The 11,932-nt window shown below is 68.9% G+C and carries 15 protein-coding genes; 14 read left to right on the top strand and 1 reads right to left on the bottom strand.

The window, feature by feature from the left end:
* The first annotated feature begins 17 nt into the window (after nucleotides 1–17).
* From PU630_RS08730 to PU630_RS08710, 5 genes are all read left to right on the top strand, one after another.
* Nucleotides 18–338, top strand: a complete 321-nt coding sequence (locus PU630_RS08730) for a DUF2469 family protein (protein WP_275276695.1) — start codon at nucleotides 18–20, stop codon at nucleotides 336–338.
* Between the two features lie 108 nt (nucleotides 339–446).
* Nucleotides 447–815 carry a YraN family protein gene (locus PU630_RS08725; protein WP_275276694.1) on the top strand — a complete coding sequence of 123 codons (369 nt, stop codon included), beginning with the start codon at nucleotides 447–449 and terminating at the stop codon, nucleotides 813–815.
* Nucleotides 806–2,335 carry a YifB family Mg chelatase-like AAA ATPase gene (locus tag PU630_RS08720; RefSeq protein WP_275280000.1) on the top strand — a complete coding sequence of 510 codons (1,530 nt, stop codon included), beginning with the start codon at nucleotides 806–808 and terminating at the stop codon, nucleotides 2,333–2,335. Before PU630_RS08725 ends, PU630_RS08720 begins: the two co-directional genes overlap by 10 nt.
* On the top strand, nucleotides 2,332–3,543 hold the full coding sequence (dprA, locus tag PU630_RS08715; RefSeq protein WP_275279998.1) for a DNA-processing protein DprA: 1,212 nt from the start codon (nucleotides 2,332–2,334) through the stop codon (nucleotides 3,541–3,543). Before PU630_RS08720 ends, dprA begins: the two co-directional genes overlap by 4 nt.
* Nucleotides 3,544–3,559: 16 nt before the next feature.
* A complete protein-coding gene (locus PU630_RS08710; protein ID WP_275279996.1) occupies nucleotides 3,560–4,468 on the top strand; it encodes a tyrosine recombinase XerC in 909 nt (302 codons plus the stop codon).
* 2 nt (nucleotides 4,469–4,470) lie between these two features.
* Here PU630_RS08710 and PU630_RS08705 read toward each other — a convergent pair whose 3' ends face one another.
* Nucleotides 4,471–5,040 (bottom strand): murein hydrolase activator EnvC family protein, encoded by a 570-nt coding sequence (locus PU630_RS08705; protein WP_275279994.1) that lies wholly within the window; start codon nucleotides 5,038–5,040, stop codon nucleotides 4,471–4,473.
* Between the two features lie 301 nt (nucleotides 5,041–5,341).
* Here PU630_RS08705 and rpsB point away from each other — a divergent pair, with 301 nt between their 5' ends.
* The 9 genes from rpsB to PU630_RS08660 all read left to right on the top strand — a co-directional run bounded on the left by rpsB (nucleotide 5,342) and on the right by PU630_RS08660 (nucleotide 11,931).
* Entirely contained in the window at nucleotides 5,342–6,229 is an 888-nt protein-coding gene (gene rpsB, locus PU630_RS08700) for a 30S ribosomal protein S2 (protein ID WP_275279992.1), read from the top strand.
* Nucleotides 6,230–6,319: 90 nt separating this feature from the next.
* Nucleotides 6,320–7,147, top strand: coding sequence for a translation elongation factor Ts (gene tsf / locus PU630_RS08695; protein WP_275279990.1), 828 nt, complete (start codon nucleotides 6,320–6,322; stop codon nucleotides 7,145–7,147).
* A gap of 96 nt (nucleotides 7,148–7,243) precedes the next feature.
* On the top strand, nucleotides 7,244–7,963 hold the full coding sequence (gene pyrH / locus PU630_RS08690) for a UMP kinase (protein ID WP_275279988.1): 720 nt from the start codon (nucleotides 7,244–7,246) through the stop codon (nucleotides 7,961–7,963).
* Nucleotides 7,964–8,034: 71 nt separating this feature from the next.
* Nucleotides 8,035–8,589, top strand: coding sequence for a ribosome recycling factor (frr, locus tag PU630_RS08685; RefSeq protein WP_275279986.1), 555 nt, complete (start codon nucleotides 8,035–8,037; stop codon nucleotides 8,587–8,589).
* Between the two features lie 8 nt (nucleotides 8,590–8,597).
* Complete coding sequence (locus tag PU630_RS08680) at nucleotides 8,598–9,560, top strand: phosphatidate cytidylyltransferase (RefSeq protein ID WP_275279984.1); 963 nt, start codon at nucleotides 8,598–8,600, stop codon at nucleotides 9,558–9,560.
* Entirely contained in the window at nucleotides 9,557–10,138 is a 582-nt protein-coding gene (locus tag PU630_RS08675) for a DivIVA domain-containing protein (RefSeq protein WP_275279983.1), read from the top strand. The genes PU630_RS08680 and PU630_RS08675 overlap by 4 nt, the downstream gene beginning before the upstream one ends.
* A 58-nt stretch (nucleotides 10,139–10,196) precedes the next feature.
* Complete coding sequence (locus PU630_RS08670; protein ID WP_275279982.1) at nucleotides 10,197–10,925, top strand: aggregation-promoting factor C-terminal-like domain-containing protein; 729 nt, start codon at nucleotides 10,197–10,199, stop codon at nucleotides 10,923–10,925.
* A gap of 4 nt (nucleotides 10,926–10,929) precedes the next feature.
* The gene (locus PU630_RS08665) at nucleotides 10,930–11,208 is read left to right on the top strand and encodes a hypothetical protein (RefSeq protein WP_275279980.1); all 279 of its coding nucleotides are present in this window, start codon (nucleotides 10,930–10,932) and stop codon (nucleotides 11,206–11,208) included.
* Nucleotides 11,209–11,931 (top strand): alpha/beta hydrolase, encoded by a 723-nt coding sequence (locus tag PU630_RS08660; RefSeq protein WP_275279979.1) that lies wholly within the window; start codon nucleotides 11,209–11,211, stop codon nucleotides 11,929–11,931.
* The last annotated feature ends 1 nt before the right edge of the window (nucleotide 11,932 follow it).

Below are 11,932 nucleotides of genomic sequence, written 5' to 3'. Positions count from 1 at the left end.
CCTAGGATGGAGGCATCATGGACGACGACTTCGATGACTACGACCGCGAGCTCGAGCTGGCGCTGTACAAGGAGTACCGAGACGTCGTCTCGCAGTTCGCCTACGTGATCGAGACCGAGCGACGCTTCTACCTCGCGAACGACGTCGATGTGGTCCGGCGCGACACCGAACACGACTTCTATTTCGAGATCACGATGACGGACGTGTGGGTGTGGGACATCTACCGCGCCGATCGCTTCGTGAAGTCCGTGCGGGTGCTCACCTTCAAGGATGTCAACGTCGAAGAGCTGCAGCGGCGGGATCTTCACCTGCCCGAAGAGCTCTCGCTCGACTCCTAGCGTCGCCGCTTCCTCCACAGAAGCGGGTTTTCGGGCGCTCCCGCCCATCGCTCCACAGATCGTCGAATCGTCCCTCGGCGTCGCGCGTGTTCGCGGGAGCATGCCGTTATGGCTGCCAAGGACGAACTGGGACGCGCGGGTGAAAACCGCGCCGTCGCACATCTGACCGCCCGGGGCTTCGACGTTCTCGACCGCAACTGGCGCGCGTCAGACGGTGAAGTCGATGTCGTGGCGCGCGCGGGCCGCGAGCTGGTCTTCGTCGAGGTCAAGACCCGCCGAACGGACCTGTTCGGCGACCCCCTCGAGGCGGTCGGCGCACGCAAGCGCGCCCGCATCTGGCGGCTCGCGCACGCCTGGTCGGCGGCGCATCCCGAGGCGGCGCACGGGTGTCGATGGCGCCTCGACGTCATCGGCATCACCGGTGGCGATCCGGCGAGCGCGCGCCTGGAGCATCTGGAGGACGTGCCATGGGCGTGACCCGCACCTGGGCCGTGGCCCTCTCCGGCCTGGAGGGCACTCTCATCGAGGTGGAGGCGGATCAGACGAAGCAGATCCCCGAGTTCCGGATCATCGGTCTGGGCGACCGGGCGCTCGGCGAAGCGGTGCAGCGCGTCCGTAACGCGAGCGAGAACAGCCGACTCGACCTGCCCAAGCGCCGGTTGACGGTGAACCTCTCACCGGCGAGCCTGCCCAAGCACGGATCGGGTTTCGACGTGGCCATCGCCATCGCCGCGCTGGCCACCGATGGGGGAATGGATGCCGCATCCATCGCCCGCACCGTCCACATCGGCGAACTGGGTCTCGACGGTCGGCTCCGCCCGGTGCCCGGTGTGCTGCCGGCCGTCCGGGCGGCCGTCCGCGGCGGCGTGCATCGTGTCGTCGTGCCGTGGGCGAACAAGGCGGAGGCCCGCCTGGTACCCGGCGCCGAGGTGGTGGGCGCGGCGACGCTGGCAGAGGTCGCGCGGCTGCACGGGGCCGACGTCGATGTGCCGGTGGACGTGGCACCCGTCGCCTCCGCCGAAAATGAGACGACGCAGGGTGAACCACTTGATCTGGGCGATGTGATCGGGCAGGACGATGCCGTCGAGGCTCTGGTGGTCGCAGCTGCCGGCGGGCACCACATGCTCATGGTGGGTCCGCCGGGGGCCGGCAAGACGATGCTCGCGCGCCGCCTGCCCGGCATCCTGCCGGCGCTGGATGACGAGGCCGCGCTGGTGGCGGCATCCATCCGCTCCCTGTCGGGGACGGTCGTGAACACCCTCGACCGCACACCGCCTTTCGAGGCGCCTCATCACAGCGCGAGTATCGCGGCGCTCGTGGGAGGGGGATCGCGGGCGGTTCGGCCGGGGGCGATCGCACGCGCGAGCGAAGGGGTGCTCTTCCTCGATGAAGCGGGAGAGCACGCGACCGGCGTTCTGGACGCCCTGCGCCAGCCTCTGGAGACCGGGCGGATCGACATCCACCGCGCAGGTTTCACCGCTTCCTTCCCCGCGCGCTTCCAACTCGTGATGGCCACCAACCCGTGTCCGTGCGGCAACTATGGCGTGCGCGGCGCGAGCTGCTCGTGCCCCCCGGCCGCTATACGTCGCTACCGCGGCCGGCTGACCGGGCCGCTCCTCGACCGCATCGACATCGAAGTGCAGCTCGCACGCGTACGCGTCGCTGATGCGCCGCGAGTGCGGGCTGCGACCAGCACGGCTGAGGCGCGGGACCAGGTGGCGGCAGCGCGAGCGCGCGCCGCGAAGCGACTGAGCGAGACCCCATGGCACACGAACTCGGAAGTCTCCGGCGTCTGGCTCCGGCAAGGTCCGCTCGCTCCGGCACCGGTTATTCGCCGGCCGCTCGATGCCGCGCTGGATCGCGGCACACTCACGCTCCGCTCCTTCGACCGCATTCTGCGGGTCGCGTGGACGATCTGCGACTTGGCTGCACGGGAGCGATTGACGACCGAAGACATCGGCCGCGCCCTGTACCTGAAGAAGGGAATCCGCTCATGACCGCGTTCCACTGGGATGAGACCGCTGCGCACATCGTTGCCCCCCTGGCTGTGTCGGCCGAGCCTGGAGCCGATCGGCTCGCGCGCCTGTATGCGACCGCCGTCTGGAGCTGTCTGGTCGAGCCGGGCGACGGCGTCGCGGGAGCTCTGGTGGCAGCTCTCGGCCCGGACGTCGCCTTGCAGGAGGTGCTCGCCGGAGCGCGCGGCGGGATCGCGGCCGACGCAGCGGGACTGACCGCAGCGCAGGTGCGCGCGGGCGTCTCCCGGTGGAAGCCGCGCATGCGTGCGGAGGAGATCGGCTTCGCCCTCTCGCAGGCACGCGAGGTCGGAGCACAGCTGGTCACGCCCGACGACGACTGCTGGGCGCCGGCACTCAACGACCTCGGCGTGCACGCGCCGCTGTGCCTCTGGGTGCGGGGAGATCCACGTCACCTCGCTCAGCTCGACCCGGCGGTCGCCATCGTCGGCGCCCGTGCCGCGACAGGGTACGGCGAGCATCTGGCGGGGGAGTTCGCTGCGGAACTGGCGGGCAGGGGGATCGCGGTGATCTCCGGAGGAGCGTACGGCATCGACGGCGCCGCCCACCGCGGCGCGCTCGGCGCGGACGGCCTGACGGCGGCGCTTGTCGCGGGTGGCGTCGACAAGCCCTATCCGGCAGGCCATGCCGATCTGCTCCGACGGATCGGGATGACGGGCGTCGTCGCGAGCGAGGTGCCCTGCGGGACGGTGCCGTCCAAATGGAGGTTCCTCCAGCGGAACCGTCTCATCGCCGCACTCGGCGGCGCCACGGTGGTCGTCGAGGCAGGCTGGCGCAGCGGCTCGCTGAACACCGCGTCGCATGCGTCCGATCTCGGGCGTCCGCTGGGGGCGGTGCCAGGTCCGGTCACCAGCGGCTCCTCGGCCGGATGCCACCGGCTGCTGCGCGAGTTCGACGCACACTGTGTGACGACGGCGGATGAGGTGTGCGAGCTGATCGGACGATCGAACGCGGCGCCGATCGAGGCGGAAACGGGCAAGCACACGGATGACCGGACGCGCGTCGTAGATGCGCTGAGCAGTCGTTCGTGGCGTGCTGTCGACGATGTCGCGCGCCGAAGCGGAATGGCCCCCGCCGATGTACGCACGCATCTGGGGTTGCTCGCGCTGGAAGGCACGGCAGAGTCGGGCGGGGCCGGGTGGCGGCGCGTCGCCGCCACCCGGCGGGGCTGACGGGCATCCTGGAACGGTGAGGCTCTCCCGTGCCGTCGACGACTATCTGCGCCATCTGAGCGACGTACGCCGTCTCTCGCCGGCGACCGTGCGTGCGTATCGCTCGGATCTCGCAGATCTCGTGACGGTGCTCGGCGACCCGTTGGTGGACGAGGTGACGCTCGAGCACCTTCGCGAGTGGCTGTGGGCAGCGACGCAGCAGGGCCGCGCGCGCGCCACCCTGGCCCGTCGTACTGCGTCGGTGCGCGGGCTGTTCGCCTGGGCACTCGACGCCGACCTCGTCTCGGCCGACCCGAGCGCGCGGGTCATGGCTCCCAAACGCGGGAGGACGCTCCCGACGGTGGCCACCTCCGCGGGGCTGACACAGGTGCTCGACGCCGCGGGAACGGCGGCCGACTCGGGCGACCCCGTCGCGCTGCGCGACGACGCGGTCCTTGAACTGCTGTATGCATCGGCGATGCGTGTCTCGGAACTGTGCGGACTCGCCGTCGACGACCTCGATCACGGTCGACGCACTGTTCGTGTGCTCGGGAAGGGATCCAAAGAGCGGGTGGTGCCATATGGGTTGCCGGCGGCCCGCGCGGTGGATGCCTATCTCGTCCGAGCGCGGCCGGTGCTCGCTGCGCGTGCGCAGCAGCCGACGCCCGCGCTCTTCTTGGGGGCGCGCGGCGGCCGGCTCGGACCGAGATCGGTCTACTCCCTGGTCTCCCGGACGCTGGGACCGGCGGTGGGCAGCGAGTCGATCGGGCCGCATGCGCTCCGCCATTCGGCCGCTACGCACCTCCTCGACGGCGGAGCCGACCTGCGCAGCGTGCAGGAACTGCTCGGCCACGCGAGTCTGGGCACGACGCAGATCTATACCCATGTCTCCAGTGAGAGGCTGCTGGCCACCTACCGGCTCGCACACCCCCGCGCCGAGCATTGATCTCAACTGCAGCAGGGGAGCAGCACCGCGCGCGGCAGTGCTCCGAGCAGGAGGAGCGGGTTCAGGTATTCGCCGTCCAGCCGGACACCGAAGTGGACGGTGCCCGCCTCGGCGTGGCCGCCCGCCGCGATGGCTCCGACGATCTCGCCCTGCTCGACCGGCGTGCCCGCCGCCACGTCGGACGTGACCGGTTCGAGCGTCGTCACATATCCGTCGCCGTGATCGATGGTCAGGATGCCGCGATCCGCTATCCGTCCCGAGAACGCGACGATCCCCGCTCTGGGGGCGCGCACCGACGTGTCACCGTGGGGGCGCAGGTCGAGCCCGCGATGGCCGGCACCGTATTCGTGAGCCGGGGCCTGAAAGGCGCGTACGACCTGTGGGCCAGCGACCGGCCAGAGCCATGGCGCGGCTGCGGGGGCGTCCACGTCGGCGCGCAGAGCGAATCTCTGCGCACCGGCGGCTGGTGCCGGTGCGAGGAGCGAGATCAGAACCAGCAGGAGTCCGGCGGCCGCACACGCCCACCGGCGGCCGCCGGCGGAGCCGCGGCGAGTGCTAGGGTGCGTGGCCATGGTCCCATCCTGACGATCGCGAGGGCACGCCGACGGCTCGACGCCGCAAAATGTGGAGAACCGCCACAGAGGAGCTGCTGACCGGCATCTGTGGAGGAGTCGGGGGCTGATACACTGGAGAAGCACCTCGTGATACGGGGTGACTACGCGTGCCCAGAGCCTGCGAGATCTCGCGGGTGGCATTCACTCCCACCGGTCCCCGAAACGGGGCGGGAGGTGTGTCGGGCACCAGGACTCGGCGGGCGACCGTCTGCCGATACAACCGAAAGCGGCGCTCAGCGCCGAGAACAGGAGAACGGCCGTGGCCGTCGTCACCATCCGCCAGCTGCTCGATGCCGGCGTTCATTTCGGACACCAGACGCGTCGGTGGAACCCGAAGGTGAAGCGCTTCATCCTCACCGAACGCAGTGGCATCCACATCATCGACCTGCAGCAGTCGCTCGCCTACATCGACCGCGCCTACGAGTTCGTCAAGGAGACGGTCGCCCACGGCGGCACGATCCTCTTCGTCGGCACGAAGAAGCAGGCACAGGAGGTGCTCGCCGAGCAGGCGACCCGTGTCGGCCAGCCCTACGTGAACCAGCGCTGGCTGGGCGGTCTGCTGACCAACTTCAGCACCGTCAGCAAGCGTCTGCAGCGTATGAAGGAGCTCGAAGAGCTCGATTACGAGAACCCGTCCGAGAGCGGCTTCACCAAGAAGGAGCTGCTGCTCAAGAAGCGCGAGCTCGACAAGCTGCACAAGTCGCTGGGCGGTATCCGCAATCTGCAGAAGACCCCGTCCGCCCTGTGGGTCGTTGACGCCAAGCGCGAGCACCTCGCCATCGACGAGGCCCGCAAGCTCGGCATTCCCGTGATCGGCATCCTCGACACCAACGCCGACCCCGACGAGATCCAGTACCCGATCCCGGGCAACGACGACGCGATCCGCTCCGTGTCGCTGCTCACTCGCATCGTCGCCGACGCCGCGGCTGAGGGTCTCATCCAGCGCCACCAGCCGGCCGACACCGAGGCTGCCGAGCCTGCCGAGCCGCTGGCCGAGTGGGAGCGCGAACTCCTCGAGCAGGGCACTCCCGAGCAGTCCTCCGCTGAGACCGAGAAGGTCGCAGACGTCGCTGAGGCCAAGGCTGAGGCCGCCGAGATCGCCGAGCAGGTCGCCGAGGGCGAGGCCCCGGTCGCACCGGCCGAGTAACACCTCTTTCTGCTTCGGCCGGTCCGTTTTCCGACGGGCCGGCCGCGGCATCCACGAGACAGAATTTCACCAAGCAAGGAGCCGCCACCCATGGCAAACTTCACCATCGCCGACATCAAGGCGCTGCGCGAGCAGCTGGGCACGGGCATGGTCGACACCAAGAAGGCGCTCGAGGAGGCCGACGGCGACCTCGAGAAGGCCGTCGAGATCCTTCGGCTCAAGGGCGCGAAGGGCAACGCGAAGCGTGCCGACCGTTCCACGACCGAGGGTCTGGTCGTCGCGCGTGAGGGCGAGGGCAAGGTCACGCTCATCGAGCTGGCCTGCGAGACCGACTTCGTCGCCAAGAACGACAAGTTCATCGGCCTGGCCGAGAAGGTCGCGGATGCCGCGGCCGCCGTCGCCGCTGACTCGGTCGAGGCGGCCCTGGCCGCGCCGGCCGGCGACAAGACCGTCGACCAGCTGATCTCCGAAGAGGCCGCCGTGATCGGCGAGAAGGTCGTCCTGCGTCGTGTGCGCACAGTCACCGGCGACAAGTTCGAGGTGTACCTGCACAAGACCAGCAAGGACCTGCCCCCGCAGATCGGCGTCGTCGTCGCCTATACCGGTGACGACGCGGCAACCGCGCGCAGCATCGCCCAGCACATCTCGTTCGCGAACCCGACCTACCTCTCCCGCGAGGACGTTCCGGCGGCGGAGGTCGAGAAGGAGCGCGAGATCGTCACCGAGATCTCCCGCAACGAGGGCAAGCCTGAGGCCGCCCTGCCGAAGATCGTCGAGGGTCGTGTCAACGCGTTCTTCAAGCAGGTCGCCCTGCTCGAACAGGACTACGCGAAAGACAACAAGCAGTCCGTCGCGCAGGTCGCGAAGGACGCCGGCATCACAGTCACCGACTTCGCACGTTTCAAGGTCGGCGCCTGAGTCGCCGCAAGGGCCCGCATCGCACATCGATGCGGGCCCTTGCCATGCCCATTCGCTACAGTGTGATCGCGAGTGATCGCGACGAGAGGAACCCACGTGATCAATGAGGCCACCACGCGACGCCGCGTTCTCTTGAAACTCTCCGGCGAGGCCTTTGGCGGCGGCTCGCTCGGGGTCAACCCGGATGTCGTCAGTCAGATAGCGCGAGAGATCGCGGCGGCCGTCGACAGCGTCGAGATCGCCATCGTGGTCGGTGGTGGCAACTTCTTCCGCGGGGCAGAACTCAGCCAGCGGGGGATGGACCGCGGACGTGCCGACTACATGGGCATGCTCGGCACCGTCATGAACGCCCTGGCGCTGCAGGACTTCCTGGAGCAGGCCGGCGCCGCCACACGCGTGCAGTCGGCGATCCAGATGACGCAGGTCGCCGAGCCTTACATCCCTCTGCGCGCCGAGCGGCACATGCAGAAGGGGCGCGTGGTGATCTTCGGCGCGGGCGCAGGGCTGCCCTACTTCTCGACCGACACCGTCGCCGCGCAGCGTGCACTCGAGATCCGTGCCGACGAGGTGCTGGTCGCCAAGAACGGCGTGGACGGCGTGTACACGGCTGATCCGAAGCGGGATGCCACGGCAACCCGGATCGACCGGATCACCTACCTGGAGGCCTTGCAGAAGGGGCTGAAGGTCGTCGACTCGACCGCGTTCAGCCTGTGCATGGACAACCACATGGACATGCGCGTATTCGGCATGGAGCCTGCGGGCAACGTCACCCGCGCCCTTCTCGGTGAGCAGATCGGCACGCTGGTCACGACTTGACCGTATGCGCCGCGGATGCGCGGTGCGCCACGACTAGACTGGGCGGGTACGCCTGAGTGAATGGAGAGACCGTGATCGCGGACGTGTTGACGGATGCCGGAAATCGAATGGACCGAGCGGTTGAGAGCGCGAAGGAAGACTTCGCGAGCGTTCGGACGGGACGCGCGAACCCGCAGCTCTTCCAGAAGGTGCTGGTCGACTACTACGGCACGCCGACGCCCCTCGCTCAGCTCGCTTCGCTGAATGCCCCGGAGGCCCGCTCGCTCATCGTGACGCCGTACGACAAGTCGGCGCTGAAGGCTATCGAGCACGCGATCCGCGAGATGCCGAACCTCGGCGCGAACCCGACGAACGATGGCAACATCGTGCGGATCACCATGCCGGAGCTGACGGAAGAGCGTCGCAAGGAGTACGTCAAGCTCGTGCGCTCACAGGGCGAGGATGCCAAGGTGCGCGTGCGGGGTGTCCGCCGTAAGGCGAAGGACGACCTCGACGCCCTCAAGAGCGACATCGGCGAGGACGAGCTCGCCCGCGCCGAGAAGGATCTCGACGCGATCACCCGCGCGCATGTGGATGCCATCGACGATGCTCTCAAGCGCAAAGAGGCAGAACTCCTCGAGGTCTGAGTCCCCGCATGACCGACGCGTCCGAACAGCCGCCCGACGGTAGAGGTCGCCGCCGGGGTCGTCGGTCGCGCGCGCGTGCGGAGATCGACCGCGCCCGTGCCGACTTTGACCACGCGAACGAGCGCATCAAGCAGCGCACCGGCCGTGACCTCATCGGGGCGATCGTGATCGGCCTCGTCATCGGGATCGCGCTGCTGCTGTCCCTGCTCATCTGGAAGCCCGTCTTCATCCTTTTCGTCCTCGCCGCAGCGGGTACCGGGATCTTCGAATTCGGGCGCGCGCTGCAGGCCGGCGGTCGACGAATCGACCTCGCCCCGCAGCTGGTGGGGATGCTCGCGATGGTTGCCTCGGCCTGGTTCCTCCCGTTGTGGGAGCACTGGGTCGTCGTCTGCGCGGCGGTGGTGCTGGTCGTCGTGTGGCGACTGGTTGCAGCGGCCGCCGGGCGACGCAGGACCGCCGGGGGCTCGCTCTGGCAGGACGTCCTGGCCGGCGTGCTGGTGCAGCTGTATGTACCGTTCACCGGGAGCCTGGCGATCATCCTCCTCCGCCAGGCCTCCGGCGAGCTGTGGGTGCTCGCCTTCATCGTGCTTGCCATCGTCGCCGACACGTCCGCATACGCGACGGGACTCACCCTGGGCAAGCACCCGATGGCGCCGAGAGTCAGCCCGAAGAAGACCTGGGAGGGGTTCGCGGGCGCGGTCGTGGGGGCGGTGATCGCCGGCATCCTGCTGTCCTTCTTCATGCTGGGGCTGCCATGGGCCACGGGCATCATCTTCGGGCTCGTCATCTTGTTCACGGCGACCATCGGTGACCTCGGCGAGTCGATGATCAAGCGCGACCTCGGTATCAAGGACATGAGTTCCTGGCTGCCGGGGCACGGGGGAGTGCTCGACCGACTCGACTCGATCCTCCCGTCCGCCGGAGCCGCTCTGGCGCTGTACTACCTGCTGACCCCCCTGGTGACACAATGACGACATCCCCGACCGACACCCGCACGGTTGCGCAGTCCACGTTCCCGCGCACCTCTGGCCGTGTACGCGGCTATGCACCCAAAGACGTCGACGCGTTCCTGGAACGTGCGCGGCTCGCGTTCGAGAATCCTCAGGCAGACACGGGGTTTCGGGCGGCCGACATCCGGACCGCGGCGTTCCCGCTCGTCAAACGCGGCTATCAGCCGGACGCCGTCGACGCGGCGCTGAGCCGGGTCGAAGACGCGTTCGCAGCCCGGGAGCGCAAACAGGCACTCTCCGCCTCCGGCGCCGGTGCGTGGATCGACCAGACACGCGCGCAAGCGCAGGAGATCCTGGAACGCCTCACCCGCGAGCCGAAGCGTCGCTTTTCGCGCGCGCGAGGACTGGGCTACGGCTACCGGATCGACGAGGTCGATCTGGTAGCCGACAAGATCGCGGCGTACCTTTCGGATGGGCGGCCGGTGACCGTCGAGCAGGTGCGCACGGTGGCGTTCCGCATGCAGCGGCGCGGTTATCGCGAAGAGCAGGTGGATGCGCTGCTCGATGCCGTCGTCGACGTGATGCTCGCCGTCGGCTGATGCGAACGGCACGTCGTCGTGGCGAATTCCCCGAGGGCTCTGTAGACTCGGGCACACTGTGACTTCCGGCACCACGACGACACCCGAGACATCTCGCGCAGCGCTGCGCCGCGATCTGAAGAATGCGACCGTGCTGAGACCAGTCGCCCCCGGACGCACGGCCCGACGACGTCGAACGATCCCATCCGTCGCCAAGGCCGGCCTCGCGGCGATGGCCGTGCTCGGTCTCGCGGTGGCGTGTCTGAGCCCACTGGGAGCCGTTCTGACACCCGCGGCCAGTGCCTCCGAGTCTGCGCCCATCACGCTGTACACGAGTGCTCTGGGCGATGCCCAGTCGGTCGAGATCGCTTCTCAGACGACGAAGGCCGCGGCGATCGACCGCGACAGCTATGCGGCCTCGGTCAAGCCGAAGCCGGTTCAGAAGACCGAGAGCCCCGCGCGCCGTTCGGTCGCGGCCTCGGTCGCCTCGACCTTCGTGGCCCCGTCGGCCGGAACGGCGCAGGCCATCGCGTACGACATGGTGAAGGCCCGCGGCTGGGGCGACGGCGAATTCTCCTGCTTGGTGGCACTGTGGAACCGCGAATCCGGGTGGCGGGTGAACGCCGCCAACGCGAGCGGCGCGTACGGCATTCCGCAGGCGCTGCCCGGCAGCAAGATGGCATCGGCCGGCGCTGACTGGGCGACGAACCCCGCGACGCAGATCACCTGGGGCCTCGGCTACATCACTTCACGGTACGGCACGCCCTGCGGCGCCTGGGGGCACTCGCAGTCCAGCGGCTGGTACTGATCCGATGGCGCGGTCGAGCCGCCGGCAACCATCCGGTGGGGACTCCTTCGCTGCCTTCCTCGCGGGCTTCAAGCGCTCGGAGTTCCGCCGTGGCGCGGAGTGGACGGTGCAGCCGGTGTCGGCGGCGCAGGCGCAGAAGCCGTACACGTGCCCCGGGTGCGGCGGTCCGATTGCGGTGGGCATCGCGCATGTCGTCGTGTGGCGCGCCGACGGAATCCTCGGAGACGCCGCCGATCTGGCGGCCCGCCGACACTGGCATACGCACTGCTGGAAGGTGTACTGAATGGAGATCCGCGGCGCGGTGCAGCTCCCCGCTCGGCGCGAGGACATCGAACTCCACACCGACGACGGGCTGACGCTTGTCGGTGAGCTCGCCCTGCCCGCCGAGCATGACCCTGTGGCGACTCTCGTGACATTGCATCCGCTGCCCACGGCCGGCGGCTTCATGGACTCTCATCTTCTGCGCAAGGCGGCCGGGCGCCTGCCGGACCTCGCGCACATCGCCGTGCTCCGCTTCAACACGCGCGGCACGTCCTCCCCGCGCGGGACCAGCGATGGCAGCTTCGGCGAGGGCGAGGAGGAGCGGCACGACCTCGCGGCGGCGATGAGCTTCGTCGCCGAGCGCGGGCTGCCGCATCCCTGGCTCCTCGGCTGGTCGTTCGGCACCGAAGTGGCCCTCAAACACGGACGCGGCTTCCCTGTGGAAGGCCTTATCCTGCTGTCGCCGCCGCTGCATCGCACGTCGCCGGACGAGCTCAGCGCCTGGGCAAGAGACCCGCGGCCCGTGATCGCCCTGGTTCCGGAGCACGATGACTACCTGCGCCCTGCAGAGGCGGAGCCTCGCTTCGCCTCGCTTCCCAACGCGCGCATGATCGCGGTCGAGGGGGCACGGCATCTCTGGGTGGGGGAGAACCAGACCAGACGCGTTCTGAACGAGATCGTGGAGATCGTCAACCCCTCGGCGGCACCGCTGCCCACGGAATGGGACGGCACGGCGGCGGGCTGAT

The organism is Microbacterium horticulturae (assembly GCF_029094505.1).
In the GTDB taxonomy this organism is placed as follows: domain Bacteria; phylum Actinomycetota; class Actinomycetes; order Actinomycetales; family Microbacteriaceae; genus Microbacterium; species Microbacterium horticulturae.
This window is presented reverse-complemented; position numbering and strand designations above follow the sequence as displayed.

Excerpts from the sequence above, each read along its gene's own strand:
- PU630_RS08730 (WP_275276695.1), top strand. The coding sequence starts at position 18 with ATGGACGACGACTTCGATGACTACGACCGCGAGCTCGAGCTGGCGCTG.
- PU630_RS08725 (WP_275276694.1), top strand. The coding sequence starts at position 447 with ATGGCTGCCAAGGACGAACTGGGACGCGCGGGTGAAAACCGCGCCGTC.
- PU630_RS08720 (WP_275280000.1), top strand. The coding sequence starts at position 806 with ATGGGCGTGACCCGCACCTGGGCCGTGGCCCTCTCCGGCCTGGAGGGC.
- dprA (WP_275279998.1), top strand. The coding sequence starts at position 2,332 with ATGACCGCGTTCCACTGGGATGAGACCGCTGCGCACATCGTTGCCCCC.
- PU630_RS08705 (WP_275279994.1), bottom strand. The coding sequence starts at position 5,040 with ATGGCCACGCACCCTAGCACTCGCCGCGGCTCCGCCGGCGGCCGCCGG.
- tsf (WP_275279990.1), top strand. The coding sequence starts at position 6,320 with ATGGCAAACTTCACCATCGCCGACATCAAGGCGCTGCGCGAGCAGCTG.
- PU630_RS08680 (WP_275279984.1), top strand. The coding sequence starts at position 8,598 with ATGACCGACGCGTCCGAACAGCCGCCCGACGGTAGAGGTCGCCGCCGG.
- PU630_RS08675 (WP_275279983.1), top strand. The coding sequence starts at position 9,557 with ATGACGACATCCCCGACCGACACCCGCACGGTTGCGCAGTCCACGTTC.
- PU630_RS08665 (WP_275279980.1), top strand. The coding sequence starts at position 10,930 with ATGGCGCGGTCGAGCCGCCGGCAACCATCCGGTGGGGACTCCTTCGCT.
- PU630_RS08660 (WP_275279979.1), top strand. The coding sequence starts at position 11,209 with ATGGAGATCCGCGGCGCGGTGCAGCTCCCCGCTCGGCGCGAGGACATC.